Origin of the sequence: Methylobacterium sp. 77, assembly GCF_000372825.1 — a bacterium.
In the GTDB taxonomy this organism is placed as follows: domain Bacteria; phylum Pseudomonadota; class Alphaproteobacteria; order Rhizobiales; family Beijerinckiaceae; genus Methylobacterium.
In genome coordinates, this window is record NZ_KB910516.1 from 1,276,945 (window position 1) to 1,294,811 (window position 17,867).

General features: G+C 68.9%; 17 protein-coding genes. 7 read left to right on the forward strand and 10 right to left on the reverse strand.

Translation table 11 applies throughout. From position 1 onward, the window contains the following. The 4 genes from A3OK_RS0106030 to pabB are packed head-to-tail and all read right to left on the reverse strand — an operon-like array spanning window position 1 to window position 3,338. On the reverse strand, window positions 1-450 hold the full coding sequence (locus A3OK_RS0106030) for a DoxX family protein (protein ID WP_245259317.1): 450 nt from the start codon (window positions 448-450) through the stop codon (window positions 1-3). Then, on the reverse strand, window positions 447-1,292 hold the full coding sequence (locus tag A3OK_RS0106035) for an aminotransferase class IV (protein ID WP_019904043.1): 846 nt from the start codon (window positions 1,290-1,292) through the stop codon (window positions 447-449). The genes A3OK_RS0106030 and A3OK_RS0106035 overlap by 4 nt, the downstream gene beginning before the upstream one ends. After that, window positions 1,279-1,881, reverse strand: a complete 603-nt coding sequence (locus A3OK_RS0106040; protein ID WP_019904044.1) for an aminodeoxychorismate/anthranilate synthase component II — start codon at window positions 1,879-1,881, stop codon at window positions 1,279-1,281. Before A3OK_RS0106040 ends, A3OK_RS0106035 begins: the two co-directional genes overlap by 14 nt. After that, the gene (pabB, locus tag A3OK_RS0106045; protein WP_019904045.1) at window positions 1,878-3,338 is read right to left on the reverse strand and encodes an aminodeoxychorismate synthase component I; all 1,461 of its coding nucleotides are present in this window, start codon (window positions 3,336-3,338) and stop codon (window positions 1,878-1,880) included. Before pabB ends, A3OK_RS0106040 begins: the two co-directional genes overlap by 4 nt. A gap of 266 nt (window positions 3,339-3,604) precedes the next feature. On the opposite strand from pabB, the gene rimO reads away from it, so the two are divergent. Then, a complete protein-coding gene (rimO, locus tag A3OK_RS0106050) occupies window positions 3,605-4,960 on the forward strand; it encodes a 30S ribosomal protein S12 methylthiotransferase RimO (RefSeq protein ID WP_019904046.1) in 1,356 nt (451 codons plus the stop codon). 60 nt (window positions 4,961-5,020) lie between these two features. Here the strand turns inward: rimO and pncA are convergent, their stop codons facing one another. Both pncA and A3OK_RS0106060 read right to left on the reverse strand, forming a co-directional pair. Continuing rightward, window positions 5,021-5,689: a bifunctional nicotinamidase/pyrazinamidase gene (pncA, locus tag A3OK_RS0106055; protein ID WP_019904047.1), complete on the reverse strand. Its 669-nt coding sequence runs from the start codon at window positions 5,687-5,689 to the stop codon at window positions 5,021-5,023. An 84-nt stretch (window positions 5,690-5,773) separates the two neighbouring features. Next, window positions 5,774-6,748 carry a quinone oxidoreductase gene (locus tag A3OK_RS0106060; protein WP_019904048.1) on the reverse strand — a complete coding sequence of 325 codons (975 nt, stop codon included), beginning with the start codon at window positions 6,746-6,748 and terminating at the stop codon, window positions 5,774-5,776. A 258-nt stretch (window positions 6,749-7,006) separates the two neighbouring features. Here A3OK_RS0106060 and A3OK_RS0106065 point away from each other — a divergent pair, with 258 nt between their 5' ends. Then, on the forward strand, window positions 7,007-7,219 hold the full coding sequence (locus A3OK_RS0106065; RefSeq protein WP_019904049.1) for a hypothetical protein: 213 nt from the start codon (window positions 7,007-7,009) through the stop codon (window positions 7,217-7,219). Window positions 7,220-7,441: 222 nt separating this feature from the next. Here the strand turns inward: A3OK_RS0106065 and A3OK_RS0106075 are convergent, their stop codons facing one another. Further along, window positions 7,442-8,155 carry an alpha/beta hydrolase gene (locus tag A3OK_RS0106075; protein WP_245259415.1) on the reverse strand — a complete coding sequence of 238 codons (714 nt, stop codon included), beginning with the start codon at window positions 8,153-8,155 and terminating at the stop codon, window positions 7,442-7,444. Between the two features lie 335 nt (window positions 8,156-8,490). Then, window positions 8,491-9,882: a GntP family permease gene (locus A3OK_RS0106080; RefSeq protein WP_019904052.1), complete on the reverse strand. Its 1,392-nt coding sequence runs from the start codon at window positions 9,880-9,882 to the stop codon at window positions 8,491-8,493. Window positions 9,883-10,078: 196 nt separating this feature from the next. Here A3OK_RS0106080 and A3OK_RS0106085 point away from each other — a divergent pair, with 196 nt between their 5' ends. After that, window positions 10,079-11,281, forward strand: coding sequence for an FAD-dependent monooxygenase (locus A3OK_RS0106085; RefSeq protein ID WP_019904053.1), 1,203 nt, complete (start codon window positions 10,079-10,081; stop codon window positions 11,279-11,281). A gap of 24 nt (window positions 11,282-11,305) precedes the next feature. On the opposite strand, the gene A3OK_RS0106090 is transcribed toward A3OK_RS0106085, so the two are convergent. Then, window positions 11,306-12,619 (reverse strand): patatin-like phospholipase family protein, encoded by a 1,314-nt coding sequence (locus tag A3OK_RS0106090; protein ID WP_019904054.1) that lies wholly within the window; start codon window positions 12,617-12,619, stop codon window positions 11,306-11,308. A gap of 332 nt (window positions 12,620-12,951) precedes the next feature. On the opposite strand from A3OK_RS0106090, the gene A3OK_RS0106095 reads away from it, so the two are divergent. Both A3OK_RS0106095 and hspQ read left to right on the forward strand, forming a co-directional pair. Next, window positions 12,952-14,004, forward strand: coding sequence for a CoA ester lyase (locus A3OK_RS0106095; protein ID WP_019904055.1), 1,053 nt, complete (start codon window positions 12,952-12,954; stop codon window positions 14,002-14,004). 124 nt (window positions 14,005-14,128) lie between these two features. After that, window positions 14,129-14,482 (forward strand): heat shock protein HspQ, encoded by a 354-nt coding sequence (gene hspQ, locus A3OK_RS0106100; protein WP_026596985.1) that lies wholly within the window; start codon window positions 14,129-14,131, stop codon window positions 14,480-14,482. A gap of 98 nt (window positions 14,483-14,580) precedes the next feature. Here hspQ and A3OK_RS0106105 read toward each other — a convergent pair whose 3' ends face one another. Continuing rightward, a complete protein-coding gene (locus A3OK_RS0106105; RefSeq protein ID WP_019904057.1) occupies window positions 14,581-15,363 on the reverse strand; it encodes an invasion associated locus B family protein in 783 nt (260 codons plus the stop codon). Between the two features lie 425 nt (window positions 15,364-15,788). Here A3OK_RS0106105 and A3OK_RS0106110 point away from each other — a divergent pair, with 425 nt between their 5' ends. Further along, a complete protein-coding gene (locus A3OK_RS0106110) occupies window positions 15,789-17,084 on the forward strand; it encodes an AMP-binding protein (protein ID WP_019904058.1) in 1,296 nt (431 codons plus the stop codon). A 303-nt stretch (window positions 17,085-17,387) separates the two neighbouring features. After that, the gene (locus tag A3OK_RS0106115; protein WP_019904059.1) at window positions 17,388-17,732 is read left to right on the forward strand and encodes a hypothetical protein; all 345 of its coding nucleotides are present in this window, start codon (window positions 17,388-17,390) and stop codon (window positions 17,730-17,732) included. Window positions 17,733-17,867: the final 135 nt, after the last annotated feature.

The following is a 17,867-nucleotide window of genomic DNA, read 5'->3' on the forward strand; positions in this document are numbered from 1 at the left end:
TCAGGGCCTCGGCGCTGTCCCCTCGATGCCCTGCCCTCGACGCGGCCCGAACGGCCAATCGACGATATGGGTGGCATGGAGCGCCCACCAGACGATGACGGGCTGCAGGGCGAGACGGGGGCCGTGATACCACCAGCTCTCGGGCAGGCCGGGCACGGAAATCCCCTCGACGGCGTGTTTGATATTGGCCGGAAACACGCAGATCGCGTAGGCGGCCAGGGCGTAACCGGCCACTTTGCGGGTTCGTTCGAACAGAAGCCCCGCCACGCAGGCGAGCTCGTAGCATCCGGTCAGGATGACGACCTGTCTCGGCCAGGGCACCCAATCCGGCATGATCGGCAGGAATTTGTCGGCGGCGACGAGGTGGACGATTCCGACGATGCCGTAGAGGGCGACGAGCCCGAGGCGGGAGAGCAGGCGGCCTCGCAAAGCTCCCGTCAGGACCGTCACGGCAATTCCGGCGCGACGCCGCATTCCTCGGCGACGAGCCCGCGAAGAGCCTTGCTCAACGCGGCGACGGCCTCATGGGCCATGGGATAGCTCGTCGTCCCGATCGCGGTCACCGGAGAAAGACAGCGCAGGGAATTGGTCATGAAGACGGCCTCGGCCGCGCGGGCTTCGTCGAGGGTGAGGGAGCGCTCCTCGCCGGCGAGGCCGAGCGCTCCGGCCAGGGTGAGAATGCGCGCGCGGACGATGCCGGGCAGCACGCCGTCGGAGAGGGGCGGGGTGACGAGGCGCCCTTCCCGGATGGCGAAGAGGTTGCCGGTCCCGGCGCAGGCGAGGTTGCCCCGCGTGTTCAGGAACAGGGCCTCGCCGAAGCCCCGCACCCTCGCCTCGCGGGCGGCGAGCACTGCGTCGAGATAGCCTAGCGTCTTGATGGCGGAGCCGGGCGAGGTCTCGTTGCGGCGGATGTCGCTCGGATACAGGGAGACCGGCGCGAAGCCCGATCCGGCTTGGCGCGGCGCCGCGCCGATCCACCAGTTCGGCCGCGCCGGCTCCGGCGGGAGGAGGCCGCGCGGGCCCGAGCCGCGGGTCACCGTGGTGCGGATCGTGCCGTCGCCGATGGCGGCGGCGATGCGTCCCATCGCCTCCCCCACGGCCTCGGCGTCGATGGCAAAGCCGAGATGCTCTGCCGAGGCGGCGAGGCGGGTGAGATGCGCTTCGTGAAAGGCGATGCTGCCGCCGAGGCAGAGGGCGGTGTCGAAGATCCCGTCCCCGAGGGTCAGGCCGCGGTCGGCGAGGTCGAAACCGTGTCGCGTTCCCTCGTGGAGGGCGCCCTCAAACCACAGCATCGCGCCTCCCCCTCCACCGGCGCGCCAGGTCGAGGAAGTTGCCGAACACCGCGTGGCCGTTCTCGGTCAGCACCGATTCCGGGTGGAACTGCACCCCGAGAGTCGGGTGATGCCGGTGCGACAGGGCCATCACCTCGCCCTCCCCCGAGACCGCGTCGACGACGAGGGTCTCGTCCATGCCCGGACGCGGCGTGACGATGAGGGAATGGTAGCGCCCGACCTGCATCGGGTTGGGCAGGCCCGCGAACAGGCGCGCGCCGTCATGGCGGATCGCGGTCGCCTGGCCGTGGAGCGGACGCGCCGCTCGCTCGACCCTGCCGCCGAACGCCGCGCCGATGGCCTGATGGCCGAGGCAGACGCCGAGGATCGGGATCTCGCCGGACAGGGCCTCGATTGCGGGCAGGGTCACGCCCGCTTCCGTGGGAGTGCAGGGGCCGGGCGAGAAAATCAGCGCATCGGGGGCGAGCGCCCGGATGCCGGCGACGTCGACGGCGTCGTTGCGCATCACCCTGACATCCTGCTCGAGTTCCTCCACGTAGCGCACCACGTTGAAGACGAAGGAATCGTAATTGTCGATGACGAGGATCATGGCGCCTCGCCCCGGTCGCGATCCCGATCCTTGTGCGGGGCTTGGTCCTTGAGCGGGGCTTGGTCCTTATCCGCGTCCTGGTCCTGCTCGAAGGCGGCGAAGACCCGCGCCGCCTTGGTCAGCGTCTCCTCGTATTCGGCGGCCGGGTCGGAGAGCAGCGTCACCCCTCCTCCGGCCTGGAGCACGGCCCGCGTCTCGTCCATGAACACGGTGCGGATGGCGATGGAGGTGTCGAGGGCGCCGTCGAATCCGAGGGCGCCGATCGCCCCGCAATAGAGTTCGCGCGCGTCGCCTTCGATCTCGGTGATGATGTCCATCGCCCTCAGCTTCGGCGCGCCGGTGATCGAGCCGCCGGGGAAGGTGGCGGCGATGAGGTCGATGGCGTCGTGGCCCTCGCGCAAGGTCCCCGTCACCACCGAGACGAGATGGTGGACCGAGGCGTAGGATTCGAGCCCGCACAGGACCGGCACCGCCACGCTGTGCGGCTCGCAGATGCGCGAGAGGTCGTTGCGCAGGAGATCGACGATCATGATGTTCTCGGCACGCTCCTTCACATTGGCCTGGAGCGCCTCGCCGAGAGCCCGGTCCGCGGCGGGATCCTCCACCCGGCGCACGGTACCCTTGATCGGCCGGGTCTCCACCGCCCTGCCCTGCAGCTTCATGAACCGCTCGGGGCTGCTCGAGGCGATGGTGAGATTCTCGAAGGACAGGTAGGCGCCGAAGGTCGCCGGGTTGGTCTCGCGCAGGCGGTGATAGAGCGAGAAGGCGTCGAAGCCCGGCGGCAAGGCGGCTTCGAAGCGCTGGGCGATGTTGGCCTGATAGATGTCGCCGGCCCGGATGTAGTCGCGCACGCGCTCGACGGCGGCCTCGTAGGATTGCCTGGTGAAGTTGGAGCGCCAGGCGAGGGGCGCGGCCTTCTCCCGTGCCGGGGATTCGCGCCGTCCGGTTCCCAGTAACTCCGCGAAATGGTCGAGGCGCGCCCGCGCCCTCACCGACCGCGCGGCGTCCGTCCGCTCCGGGAAGCCGTTGGCGATGAGCCGGCAGGTGCCGCGATCGTGGTCGATGGAGAGGAGCGTGTCGTAGAGGTTGAAGGCGATGTCGTCGGTGAGATCCGCCCGGCGGGCCGGCAGCACCACCCGTTCGAGCGAAGCGCCGAGATCGTAGGCGAAATAGCCGATGGCCCCGCCGGGAAAGCCGATCGCCTCGTCCGCTGCCAGGCGATAGGGCGCGAGGCAGGCGCGCAGGGCCTCGAGGCCCGACCCGTCGAGCGGGCGTCCGTCGAGGGTGGCGCGGCCCCGGCCGTAGCGGAACCGCCCGAACGGGTCGGCGGCCACGATCGAGACGCGCCCCAGGGTCTCGTGGCGCATGGCGCTGTCGAGGAAGGCAAGCCCCGGCAGGGCCGAGAGCGCGTCCGCCGCCGCGACGGGATCGATGAAGGGGATCTCGCGGGTCCACATGATGCTGTCGGACTTAAGAGCTTGGCGCGGGCGGGGACACGGGCCCCTCCTGCGGCATGGTTTCCTGATGGTGCGCCACAGGTGACACGGGTCGCGGTTCGACGGAAGCCGCGCGGGCTGCATGGGCCGTGGAGGCTGGCGGCATGGTGGCCCGAACCGCCGCCCTCGCAACCTGTCGCGGATCGGCGTATAGGGACACGGCACCCTTCGCACCCTGAGATTCACGGCCGGTCGAGCTTCCCCTCGACCGCGACCGACGAGCGACCATGACCGAACCCGCCTCCATCCTGCCTCCGGCGAAAGCCGCTCCGAAGATCGCGCCAAGGATCTCGTTCGTCTCCCTCGGCTGCCCCAAGGCGCTGGTGGATTCCGAGCGCATTCTCACGCATCTGCGCGCGGAGGGTTACGAACTCGCCCGCCGTCATGACGGGGCGGACGTGGTCATCGTCAACACCTGCGGCTTCCTCGATTCGGCCAAGGCCGAGTCGCTCTCTGCCATCGGCGAGGCCATGGCCGAGAACGGCCGGGTCATCGTCACCGGCTGCATGGGCGCGCAGCCGGACGAGATCCGCGAGAAATATCCCAATCTCCTCGCCGTCACCGGGCCTCAGGCCTACGAATCGGTGGTGGCGGCGGTGCATGAGGCGGTGCCCCCGGCGCATGATCCGTTCTTCGATCTGGTGCCGCCGCAGGGGGTGAAGCTCACCCCGCGCCACTACGCCTATCTGAAGATTTCCGAGGGCTGCAACAACCGCTGCACCTTCTGCATCATCCCGTCCCTGCGCGGCGATCTCGTCAGCCGCCCGGCCGGCGACGTGCTGCGCGAGGCCGAGAAGCTGGTGAAGGCCGGGGTCAAGGAATTGCTGGTGGTCTCGCAGGATACCAGCGCCTACGGCGTCGATATCCGCTACGCCACGAGTCCCTGGCGCGACCGCGAGGTGCGGGCCAAGTTCTACGATCTCGCCGCCGAACTCGGTGAGCTCGGTGCCTGGGTGCGGATGCACTACGTCTATCCCTACCCGCACGTGGACGACGTCATCCCGTTGATGGCGGAGGGCCGGATCCTGCCCTATCTCGACATGCCGCTGCAGCATGCCTCGCCCTCGGTGCTGAAGCGGATGCGCCGGCCGGGCAACCAGGAGAAGCAGCTGGAGCGCATCCGGCGCTGGCGCGAGATCTGCCCCGATCTCGCCATCCGCTCGACCTTCATCGTTGGCTTCCCCGGCGAGACCGAGGCCGAGTTCGAGGAATTGCTCACCTGGATCCGCGAAGCCAAGCTCGAGCGCGTCGGCTGTTTCGAGTACGAGCCCGTGGGCGGCGCGGTGGCCAACGGCCTCGGCGATCTCGTGCCGCCCGAGCTCAAGGCCGAGCGCAAGCGCCGCTTCATGGAGGCGCAGGCCGTTGTCTCCACCCGCCTGCAGAAGGCCCGCGTGGGCAAGCGCCTGCCCGTCATCATCGACGCGGTCGAGGGCGGCGTCGCCAAGGGCCGCTCGAAATACGACGCGCCGGAGATCGACGGCAACGTCCACGTCACCTCGCGCCGCCCGCTGCGGGTCGGCGACATCGTCACCGTGAAGATCGAGCGGGCCGACGCCTACGATCTCTACGGCAGCGCGGTGTAGCGCCGACAGGCGGGCATGATCCGATGGAAGGGAGCCGCATAGCCCCCTTCCGACCGGTCTCTATGGATATGGCTCTGACGGCCGCGCGTCACTGAGAGCCGCACTCTCGATCCGATCGACTCCCGCTGCCGCCATCGTCGCCCAGGCGCGCTCCACCGATCCGTCGATATCGATCCCCCGCACCGCATCCTCGATGATGGTGACGGCAAAGCCTGCCTTGCGGGCATCGAGCGCGCTCCAGAGGATGCAGTAATCGGTGGCGAGGCCGGTGAGATAGATGTGCTCGAACCCGCGCTCGCGCAGATAGCCGGTGAGCCCCGTTTGCGTGACCCGGTCGGCCTCGACGAAGGCCGAATAGCTGTCGGTATGAAAGTGGTAGCCCTTGCGCATCACCAGCTCGGCCCAATCGGCGTGAAGTTCGGCCGAGAGGCGCGCGCCGGTGGAACCCTGGACGCAATGGTCCGGCCACAGGACCTGCGGGCCATAGGCCAGATCCACGGTCTCGAAGGGCCTTCGTCCGGCATGGCTGGAAGCGAAGGAGACATGCCCGGCCGGGTGCCAGTCCTGGGTCAGGACCACGTGAGGGAACAAGGCGGCGAGGCGGTTGATCGGTTCGATCACCGCATCGCCGCCCGGTACGGCGAGCGCCCCGCCGGGCAGGAAATCCTCCTGCACGTCGACCACGAGGAGGAGGTCGCGCTCGCCCGGCGGCAGACGTCTTGACGGCATGGTTCGAAACGCCCCCGACCTGACGTGATCCGAGGATCACCGGACCTTTGGATTATCGGACCCTTGGATCACCGTATCCCGGGATCACGGGATCATCACGGTGGCACCGGTGGTCTGGCGTCCGGCCAGATCCTTGTGCACCTGCACCGCGTCGGCGAGTTTCGCCCGGGCATGGACCGGGATTTTCACCGCACCGCTCGCCACGACGCCGAACAGGTTCTCGGCCATGGAATCGAGGGTCGCCCGCGTCCCGGCATGGGCGAAGAGCGAGGGCCGCGTGGCGAAGAGCGAGCCCTTCTGGCCGAGCAGAGCCATGTTGAAATTCTCGACCGGGCCGGAAGCGGAGCCGAAGCTCACGAACATCCCGAGGGGAGCGATGCAGTCGAGGGAGGCGGGGAAGGTGTCCTTGCCGACGCCGTCATAGACGACGCGCACGCCACGCCCGTCGGTGATCTCCTTCACCCGGGCGGCGAAGTCCTCGTCGCGGTAGAGGATGACGTGGTCGCAGCCATTGGCGCGCGCCAGTTCGGCCTTTTCGGCCGAGCCCACCGTGCCGATGACGGTGGCGCCGAGATGCTTGGCCCATTGGCAGGCGATGAGCCCGACGCCGCCGGCGGCGGCGTGGAACAGGATCGTGTCGCCGGGCTTCACCGGGCAGGTCCGGTGCAGCAGGTATTCGGCGGTGAGGCCCTTCAGCATCATCGCGGCGGCGGTGGCGTCGTCGACCCCGTCGGCGAGATGCACCGCCGCGCTCGCATTGATCACCACCTCTTCGGCATAGGTGCCGGACGCCGAGCCGTAGGCCACCCGCTCGCCGACCCGGAAGCCGGTGACGCCCTCGCCAATGGCGGTGACCTCGCCCGCGCCCTCGTTGCCGGGGGTGAAGGGAAGCTGCGGCGCCTTGTAGGCACCCGAGCGGAAGTAGATGTCGATGAAGTTGACGCCGATGGCCGTCTGCCGGACGCGGATCTGGTTTGGACCGGGCTCGCCGACCGCCACCTCCTCGTAGCGCATCACCTCGGGCTCGCCGTATTCGTAGACCCGGATTGCCTTGGGCATCGTCGTCACTCCTCACCCCGTTCGATGGAGGCGACATAAGCTGCCGCCCGCGAGGAGCAAGGGGCCGCCCCTCCGATCGAGGGGGGACGGCGCGTCGGCGTCCACCGCCGCGACCCGGATCCGCGCCGAGACCGGGATAGGGTTCACGCCCTGTGCGAATTTCGCGGCATGGCGGTTGCGAATCACCGCACGGCGCGCGCTTAACAAGCTTGAGCGTTTCGTGTCCCCGGCAACTGCGGAGGGAGTTGGCAACTTCCCATGGAAGAGATCGTCTGGATCAGGCCGGCGGATTACGATCCCGCCGTCATCGCGGGGCTCGTCTTCCAGCCGGAACCCCACCTCCCCGCCTTCGAGGTTCTGGATCGCCGCCGGGTGGTGATGATGTTCAATGCAGGCCCGGCCTGGGAGATCAGGCCGTTCACGCAACTCACCCTGAGAATCGTCGAGAACGCGGACCGCTCGGACGGCTAGGGCGTCTCACGGGATGCGGGACGTCTCCTGATCGCGGCGAATCGCCATGAGGTCGAGGACGGCGAGAACGAGCCAGGGGCCTGCGATCCCGATGAAGAATGCCATGCGACCTCTCCTGTCTCGGCGACCATCCAGCATCGCCGGTTCGAACGATAGGGCAGGTCTCGGCTGCCGGCAAACGGAGTTCCGGGCGCTCGACGCGCCCTGCCCTCGCGCGCTCCCTCAGGGTTGTCCGGCGGCGTCCAGGATGAGTCTCGCGATCGTGTCCGGCTGGGAGATCAGCGACAGGTGGCTCGCCTTCACCTCGATCGTCGTCGCGCCCATCCGCTTGGCCATGAAGCGTTCGAGATCGGGATCGATCGTCCGGTCCTCGCTGGAGACGGCGTAGAAGCTCGGCTTCGACCGCCAGGCCGCATGACGGGTCTTGCCCGCGAGCAGCGCCTTCGCGAAAGGCTGCTGCACCGCGTAGAGTACCCTCGCCTTCGCCTCGGGAAGATCGCCGGCGAAGTCGCGCAGGAACGCCGCCTCGCCGAGGCGCCCGTACTCGCCGTCGAAGACGATCCCCGCCGAGGCGGGGGGCGTCGGAAAGGTCTTCGCCAGGGCCGCGTAATCTTCTCCGGCATCCGGCGCGCGTGCCGCCACGTAGACCAGGGCCGACACGTTCGGGTCGATGCCGGCTTCGGAGACGATCATGCCGGCGAAGGAATGCCCGACGAGCACGGTGGGGCCATCCTGCCGCGCCAGCACCCGCTGCACCGAGGCCACCGCCTCATCGAGCGTGGTCAGCGGGTTCTGCACGGAGGTGACCGCGAGGCCCGCCGCCTGCAGCCGCGCGATGACCTCGGACCAGCACGACCCGTCGGCGAACAGGCCGTGCACGAGCACCACGTTGCGCGCCGGCGGTGCCAGCGAGGCCGCCATGGCCGCATTCCGCATGAGCGGGACCACCGCCCCGGCGGCCGTGAGTGTCAGGAAATGTCGGCGATCCATCGAAGGCTCCTGTCGCATCGGATGCCGCGGCATTGGTCGCCGGTTCGCTGGAAAAGTCCAGAATGCCCGCGATCGGGATGCGGCTGCCCCGGAATCGGACCGGCCCGGTCGGGCGATCGGTCCCGATGATATGAAACAGCGCGCCCGGCCCGATCACGGCGATCGCGAAATTGTCGGCATAGGCGTGCCGGTAGGTGCGGTCGGGGACGAGGAGGCGCCCCGGCGACGCTGCCCCTGGAATGGAGCGCGGGCGTATAGCGGCGCGCTCCCCGTCCTCGCGATCAGACAAGCCCGGTCAGGTAATAGACCCCGATCACGAGAAACACCGCGCTCGTTTTGAGCACGGTGATGGCGAAGATGTCGGCATAGGCTTGGCGGTGGGTGAGGCCGGTCACCGAGAGCAGGGTGATGACGGCGCCGTTATGGGGCAGCGTGTCCATGCCGCCGCTCGCCATGGCGGCCACCCGGTGCAGCACCTCCATGGGGATGTTGGCCGCCTGCGCCGCCGCGATGAAGGTGGAGGACATGGCCGCGAGCGCGATGCTCAGGCCGCCGGAGGCCGAGCCGGTGATGCCCGCGAGCGCGGTCACCGTCACCGCTTCGTTCACCAGCGGGTTGGGAATGGCCGACAGCGCCTCGCGGATGACGATGAAGCCCGGCAGGGCCGCGATGACGGCGCCGAACCCGTATTCGGAGGCGGTGTTCATGGCTGCTAGGAGCGAGCCCGCCACCGCCGCGCGGCTGCCCTCGGCGAAGCTCTTCGAGACCGGCCTCCAGGCGAAGACGAAGACCGTGAGGATGCCGGCGAGCAGGGCGAGCTCCACCGCCCAGATCGCGGTGACGGAGGAGAGGGTGGTGACGATCGGCTTGTCGAGGCCCGCCAGCATGGTCTCGGTCTTCGCCCCGTAGAGGCGCGGGATCAGGGCGGTGAAGGCGAGGTTCGCGATTCCCACCACGAGGAGCGGCAGCAGCGCGATCAGCGGATGGGCCAGGGCTTCGTCGGCGACGGGCGCGGGCTCGTTGGTGTGGCCGCTGCCGTAGCCCTCGCCCTTCGCCTTGGCCGAGGCGATGCGGCGGTCGAGATAGGCCACCCCGAGGACGAGAATGAAGGCGGCGCCGATCAGTCCGAGCCAGGGGGCGGCCCAGGTGTTGGTGCCGAAGAAGGTGGTGGGGATGATGTTCTGGATCTGCGGCGTGCCGGGCAGCGCGTCCATCGTGTAGGAGAAGGCGCCCAGCGCGATGGTGCCGGGGATGAGGCGCTTCGGGATGTCGCTGAGGCGGAAGGCTTCCGCCGCGAAGGGATAGACCGCGAACACCACGACGAAGAGCGAGACGCCGCCATAGGTGAGCAGGTTGCACACCAGCACGATGGAGAGCACGGCGCGCCGCGCACCGACGAGATCGATGACGGCGGTGACGATCGACCGTGAAAACCCCGACAGTTCGATGACCTTGCCGAACACAGCCCCGAGGAGGAAGACCGGCAGGTACAGCTTCACGAAGCCGACCATCTTCTCCATGAACAGGCCCGAGAAGACCGGCAGCACGGCGGACGGATCGGTGAGGAGCACGGCGAGAAGGGCCGCCACCGGAGCGAACAGGATGACGCTGAAGCCGCGATAGGCGACGAGCATCAGGAATCCGAGCGCCAGCAGCGCGATGGCGAGGCTCATGGCGACGCTTTCATGATGGGACGACCTCCGGACACTCTGCCCCTGTCGGGGCGCGCAGCTGATGCTAGAAGCCGCAGCGTGGCAATGCCACAGCGAGGTGACCCGAGACGGACGGCACCTATTTGAAACGGCAGCGGCCCGGTTCTGTGCCGCTTCGACTGGTCTGGTGAGGGCGCCCCTCGCCGAGGAGCGATGCATGGTTTCGTCCCCTCCCCGTTTCGACGTGGCCGTCGTGGGCGCAGGTGCGGCCGGACTCGGTCTCGCCCTGGCTCTGGCGCGCGAGGGCATCGCCACCGCCCTGGTCGGCCGCCATGCCCCCGTCGCCGATGGGCGCACGGTCGCGCTCCTCGATGGGTCGGTGCGTTTCCTCCGCGCGCTGGGCGCCTGGGCGGAGGTGGCGCCGCACGCCGCGCCGCTCGCCGAACTCCATATCGTCGACGACACCGGCAGCCTGTTCCGCCCGCCGCCGGCCCGGTTCGTGTCCACCGAGATCGGCCTCGACGCGTTCGGCTGGAACGTGGAGAGCGCGCGCCTCGTGGAATCCCTGCGCGCGCAGGCCCGCTCGGTTCCCGGCCTGACCCTGTTCGAGAGTGACGCCAGCGGGCTCGAGCGGGATGCCGACGAGGCCCGGATCGGCCTGGAGGACGGCCAGAGCGTCGCCGCGCGCCTCGTCGTCGGCGCGGACGGGGCCCGTTCGCGCATGCGCGAGCAGGCCGGCATCGCCACCAAGGACTGGTCCTACCCGCAGGCCGCCATCACCACGCTGCTGGCCCATGAACGCCCGCACCGGGACGTCTCCACCGAGTTCCATACCCGGCAGGGACCGTTCACCCTGGTCCCCCTCCCCGGCGGGCATCGCTCCAGCCTCGTCTGGGTCACCGGCGCGGGGGCGGCGCGGCGCCTCTCCGAACTGCCCGATACCGATCTCGCCGGCGCCATCGAGGCCCAGGCCCAGTCCATGCTCGGCGCCCTGCGCATCGATGGGCCGCGCGGGCTCGTTCCCATGCGCGGCCTGTCCGTCGCCTCCCCGGTCGGGCCTCGCATCGCGCTCATCGGCGAGGCGGCGCATGCCTTCCCGCCCATCGGCGCGCAGGGGCTCAACCTCGGCCTGCGCGACGCGGCGGCCCTTCGCGATGCCGTTTTGGCTGCGACGTCGGACGGACGCGATCCGGGCTCGCGCAACGCGTTGTCCGGTTTCGCGCGGTCGCGGTCGCTGGATGCCCGCCTGCGCACGGCGGCGGTGGATACCCTCAACCGCAGCCTGCTCACCACCCTCGTGCCCGTCGACGCCCTGCGCGGCCTCGGCCTTCTTGCCATGACGACGATCGGGCCCCTGCGCCGCATGGTCATGCGCGAGGGCGTGCTGCCGCGCCTCGGCGCCCCATCCCTGATGCGGTAGGCATCTGCCCCGACATGGTGACGATCAGCGCCGGGCGAGACTCGTCGGCGTCTCCGTCCCGCCGAAGCGGTCGCCCGTCGATCCGGTGGGGATCGAGGCGGCGGGCGTCCCCCGGCTGAAGGCGGTGCCGTCGCGCCCAAGGCTCTCGCCATGGGCGAACAGGGCCTTCATGTAATCCTGGTCGAAGGGCGCCGAAGTGGTGCGCGTGAACCGGTTGTCGATCTGCGCCACGTCGAGATCGAGGCTGTTGCGCTCGGCGAAGCGCTCCGTCAGGGCCAGGGCCGCGCGGGTCTGCGCCTTGATCGCGGCGGACATCGCGCGGCCGAGCACGCTCAGGGTCGTGCGTGTGGCCATCTGGAAGTCCGGCGCCACCGTGTTGTTGACGACGAGGTAGACCGTGCTCGTCGGCAGCCTCACCTTGGCCTTGCCGAGGATCGCCGCCTCCGGCGCCAGGTAGAACGGCGCCGTGGTGCCGCCATCCGCGTGCATCTCCTGGAAATGCTTCCCGTCCGCACCGACCGCGTCGATCATCACCGGCGGGAACACGCCCGGCACCGCCGAGGATGCGAGGATGATCGAGCGGAACAGGTCGAGCGCCTTGGGGCTGGCTTCAGAGGCTATGGCGCCCATGTCCCACAGGACCGGGCGCTCGCTGTCCACCGCCGTGGTGGCGACCAGCAGCCGCCGTCCCTTGGCATGCTCGGCGGCGATGTCGGCGAGGAGCTTGCCCGTCACCATCCGCTCGATCCGGCGCTTGAGCGGCCAGGTATCGGTGAGAGCCTCGTTGGTGCCGCCGAATTCGAACACGTCGGCGGCGGAGATTTCGGTATAGGCGCGGGCCAGGGTCGCATCGGCGCTGGAGCCGAGGAAGGCGAAGGGCGCGATCATCGCCCCGGTGCTCACCCCGGTGACGATCCCGAAATCGGGCCGGTTGCCGGCTTTCGACCAGCCGTTGAGGAGACCGGCGGCGAAGGCGCCGTTCTCGCCGCCGCCGGACAGGACCAGCCACGGATCGGATGCGGCGCTCGCCCCGTCGATGAGGCTCTGGAACGCCCTCGTGTCGTCGGCCGCGATCCGGAGATGGCCCGTCAGGCCGTCGGGGCGGGCCTCGGCCGCGTCACCAGCCGTGTACGCCACGCGCTCGGTCGATCTGGCCGCCGATGCCTGGGGCGCTGCTGGCTTGGCCGTCGATGATTTGGCCGTCGATGATTTGGCGGGTGCGGATTTCGCCTGTGCGCCCGCATGGGAGGGGGCGGCTTCGACCGGCAGGGCGATGCCGAGCATGGCGACCATGCCGGCAGCGTAGAGAAGACCGTGTCGGGTGGATGATCCGGACATGGTACAGTGTCCTTGGAAAGTCTCGAAACGCCCGCCTCTGCTGCGAGAACCCGGCGTCTACCGGCCGGTTCCGACCCGCTCACCGTGTCACCGCGTTGAACATGCGCCAGCGCACGTCGTTGGGAAAGCGTTCTTCTCCAAAAACCCGCCTTTACGTCGGGGGTAACCTTGACTAACCGCTTCGACGCGGACGCGCTTTCCGACGAAGTGGATGCCGGTTCGTCGGCAGGAGTGCGCGACAGGACGAAAACGCGGAGCGATGTCCGATCCGGCCGGATCGGAGACCGCTCGTAACAACCCGCCGACATCTGAGAGCCGGAGCCCGAGACCCGATGAAATTGCCGCGTCGCTTCTTCCAGCCGCTCGCCACAGGCGCGCCGGCCCCGTTCCGTGATCTGCCGGTGAAGCTCGAGCGGATGATCCATTTCGTCCCGCCGCATAACGACAAGGTCCGCGCCCGCGTGCCGGAGCTCGCCGCCACCGTGGACGTGGTGCTCGGCAACCTCGAGGACGCGGTGCCGGTCGACCAGAAGGAGGCGGCCCGCAAGGGCTTCGTCGCCATGGCGCAGGCGACCGATTTCGCTGCCTCCGGCACCGGATTGTGGACCCGCATCAACGCCCTCAACTCGCCCTGGATTCTCGACGACCTGTTCGAGATCGTGTCCCAGGTCGGGGACAAGCTCGACGTGGTGATGGTGCCCAAGGTCGAAGGCCCGTGGGACATCCACTACATCGACCAGCTCCTGGCCCAGCTCGAGGCCCGGCACGGCGTGTCGAAGCCGATCCTGGTCCACGCCATCCTCGAGACCGCCGAGGGCGTCGCCAATGTCGATGCCATCGCCTCGGCCTCGCCGCGCATGCACGGCATGAGCCTCGGCCCCGCCGATCTCGCCGCCTCGCGCGGCATGAAGACCACCCGCGTCGGCGGCGGCCACCCGGATTACCGGGTCATCGCCGACCCGACCTCGGACGGCGCCGCCCGCGCGAGCGCCCAGCAGGACCTCTGGCACTACACCATCGCGAAAATGGTCGATGCCTGCATGGCCAACGGCCTCAAGGCCTTCTACGGCCCGTTCGGCGACTTCTCGGACGGGGATGCCTGCGAGGCCCAGTTCCGCAACGCCTTCCTGATGGGCTGCGCCGGTGCCTGGACCCTGCACCCGAACCAGGTCGCCATCGCCAAGCGCGTCTTCGCCCCCGATCCGGCGGAAGTCGCCTTCGCCGTGCGCATCGTCGAGGCCATGCCCGACGGGACCGGCGCGGTGATGCTCGACGGCAAGATGCAGGACGACGCCACCTGGAAGCAGGCCAAGGTCATCGTCGATCTCGCCAAGCTGGTGGCCGAGAAGGACCCGGAACTGGCCAAGACCTACGGTCTGAAGTGAGGCCTTCGGCCTGAGGTGAAGCAAGCCGCGCGATCGGACATCGATGGTTCCGGTCGCGCGGCATCGCTCCGTTGTCGTCGACGTCGCCGATGACAAGCTGCCCGACGCATCCTATTTTGACGCCATGACCGATCTTCTTCCCACCGAATCCAAGACGCGGACCGCCAAGTTCGGCCTCGGCGCCGTGGTGCGCCACCGGATCTACCGGTTCCGCGGCGTCGTCTTCGACGTGGACCCGATCTTCGACAACACCGAGGAATGGTGGCTGGCGATTCCCGAGGAGGTCCGGCCGCGCAAGGACCAGCCGTTCTACCACCTCCTCGCCGAGAACGCGGAGAGCGAGTACGTGGCCTACGTCTCCGAGCAGAACCTCGTCCCCGACACGTCCGGCGAGGCCCTGCGCCATGCCGGCATCTCGGACGTGTTCGAGCAGGATTCGGATGGCGCCTACCGGCTGCGGAGCGCGCACGCGAACTGATCGCGACGCGGTTCTCCGTCATCGGCGGCGCGAATGAAAAAAGGCCGGGCATCATGCCCGGCCTTTCTCGTCTGCGTGATCGTGTCCGAAACCCGGTATCAGGGCTTCGGAGCCGCTCCTGTGGCCGGGGCGGTGGCAGCGCCGGCGGCGTTCTGCTTCTCGAGGTTCTTGCGCATGTCTTCGCTGCGCTTCTCGAGCTCGGCCTGGAGCTTCTTCTGCTGCTCTTCCAGCACCTTCGGGTCCACGGCCGGGCCGTCGAAGGCCTTGCCGAAACCGGTCAGCGGCACGGCGAAGGTGACCTCGCGCTGGGCCTGGTTCTGGACGCTGATGTTGAGGGTGGTGCCCTTCTTCAGCGCGTTCACGAGGTCGTTGCCGACATTGCCGGCCTCGGCGAAGCAGCCGTTGGGGAAGCACACCGCGAACTTGCCGGGCGTCGCCTGCTGACCGTCGACGGTGAAGCGGATGCCGGGGCTGAGCAACAGGCCGAGCGGCAACAGGTAGCGCACGACGCGCACGCTCTGCTGGGCGTTCTTCATGTCGTAGACGGCCACCGCGAGGACCGGCTGGCCCTGGTCGGAGACGAAGTCGCGGGTGGTGTAGCAGACGTCGGTGCTGGTGTTCTGGTCCTTGCCGCAGACCTTGGTCCAGTCGGCCTGCGACGGCTCGGACTTCACGTTGACGATCTGCGGGCCGGCCGGCTGCTGTGCGGCCGGGGTCGGGCTGGTCGGTGCCGCCGGGGCGGGCGCGGTCGGAGCCGCGGCCTTGCCCTTCGGGGCCTGGGCGAGGGCCGGTGCCGCCAAGCCCGCACTGCCCATCATGCCGGCCAGGGCGAGGATCGCGGCAGCGCGCATCGGGCGCGCGGGACGGTTGGCAAAGAACATCAGCTCTGACCCCTTGGATATCATCATGACAAACGAATGCTGCGGCTCTCAATCTCCGCAGGACGTTTCCTGAACTCGATGGTGCGGATCGAAACCCGCGGACGGCGTTCGGTCGAGCCCTCGCCGCCCTGGTCCGCGCGGTCAAGCCCTCGGCGCGCGCAAATCACCCGCTCCTGAACCTTAGACGGCCAAACCGGCCTGCGAAGGTACTGAACGGGGCGCTCAACGCCTCGAACCCGCTCGAACGACCGGGCGGCCTGCTTCCCTGCGGAATGCGGCGAAGACATGACACCTGTGCCGTCCGCGAGGTCGCGACCGCCCTCGAATGGCCTCTCCCGCAGGGGCACGCTTAAGCAAGGTTTAACCCTAACGCTTCATGACCGAAGGGCACGAGGAGTCGATGCGCGCGGGGAGTTGAGGCGGAGGTGTCGGCGCAGCCAGCGATCATATCCTTTCGCGACGCCGTGCCCGCGGACCGGCCCGCCCTGCCCGGTCGACGGCCGGAGACGATCCGTCCCGGCCTCTGCGCGTTGCTCGCGGCGACCGCCCATGCCGATCCAGCCCGAATCGCCTTCGTCGATCCGGCCGACAAGGCCGGCTGGTCCGGCCGCAGACCCATCACCTGGACCTATGGGGCGGCGGCCGAGATCGTCGCACGCCTCGCCAATGGCCTGAAGCAGTGGCGTCTGCCTCCGGCGAGCCGGGTCGGCCTCGTCGCCGCGCCCGGATCCGAGACCCTGCTGTCCTACCTCGCCATCGAAGCCGCCGGCCACATTCCCTGCCTCCTGCCCCTGGCATGGGACGAGGATACCCTCGTCGCCGGCATCCAGGCCGCCGGCATCCAGGCGGTCCTCACCCAGTCGCGCGTCGCCGGAATGCTGCCGGCCGAATGCCTGTGCCGCGCGGCATTCCGCTATTTCGGCCTGCGCTACCTCGCGGCCTTCGGGCCGGACGTGCCCGATGGCGTCATCAGCCTCGACGGCATGGTCCTCGACGGGCGCGGCGGCCCGTTCGCGCCGGGCAGTGCAGGCCTCGTCACCTTCGCCGCCGGCGATCCGGCCCGGCCGATCTATCGTCCCGCGGATGCCCTGATCGCCGCCATCGCCGTCCACCTCGCCACGACCCGGATCGCGCCGGGCGAGCGCATTCTGAGCCTTCTCGCGCCGGCGGATCTGCGAGGCCTCGTCACCGGCCTCGGCGCCGCTCTGGTGGCCGGGGCCGGCCTGGAGATGCTCGGCCCGTTCGATGCCGTTCGCCTCGCCGAGGCGCTGGCCCTGCCGGGACCCACCCATCTCGTCGTGCCGGCCGCCCTGGAGCGCAATCTGGCTGCGAGCCGCTGTCCCGACGGGCTCCACTCGATCACCCTCGCCCACCGCTTGCCGACTCGCCTGCCCGCCCGGTTGCTCACGCCGGATGCCGGCCGTGGCCCGAGATGGGTGGTCGACGTCCTGGCCTTCGACGAGACGGCGCTTCTCACGATCTCGCGGGCCGACGGGGATCTCGCCCATCTCCTCGCGGACCCTCATCCGCCGGCGCCGTTTCCGACCCTCCTGGACATCGTCCGGGGCGAGGATGGGCGATTCGCATTCCGGGGCCACGCCAGTAAGGCGAGCCCTTTGCAACGCGGCATTCCGCCGGAAAAAGCCGCCGATCTCTGGGACGTCTCGGCTTTCGCCGTGACGATATTTGCCGGCCGAGCAACCGGAATCGCCCGCCGCTGATCGGGACAAGGTCAGGTTTCGCCCGACATCCACCGCTGTCGAGCCCGGGCGGGAGCGAGTTGCCGAGCGCCGGTCCGTCTGGCCAGAAGAAAAATAATTTCTCCTTCATCTGGATAGGGTTGAGGCCTGATCCTCATTTTCCGAGTGAGGGATGAAGGCTGTCCGATGCCCGCGTTCAGCCCCGGCTCATCGGCTCGGCGTCAGGATAGTTTTCATCATGTCGCCGGCGAACCAACGGCGTTCACGTGTGTTATCGCACGGGTCCCTTCCCAAGGGACGATCGATGGGCTAACCCTGATAGTCATGAGTGCGCTGCAACAAGTGCTGGTCGTCGATGATGGTCACCGCGCCATCGATCACTCCCTCGCCGCCGAGCTCGCTGAGCTGGGTTACGCGAGCGTCACCGCTTCGCTCGAGGCTGCCGACGACGTCCTCGCCGTCATCGCCCGTCCCGCGGCCATCCTTCTCCAGACCTCGTCCCGCCTCGACCCGGCCTATGCCATGCTCTCGGAGCGCCTGCGCGAGCAGATGCAGCATGCCGGCATCCCCGTCATTGTCATCGATGGACGGACGGGGCGTGGTGGCGGTTCGGCGATCGACCTGCAGAGCCGCATCGGACCCTATGTCCTGAACCAGCCGGATCTCTAGATCCAGCGCTCGAGACACGCGCCGCAGGCCGTTGAAATAAATCGATGATTCCATCCGAAGGCGGGCCGGCAGGCCCGCCTTTTTCGATGTTGACCTCTAAGAGGCGAGCCGCATCGAGCCCTTCCTTTGCCGGGA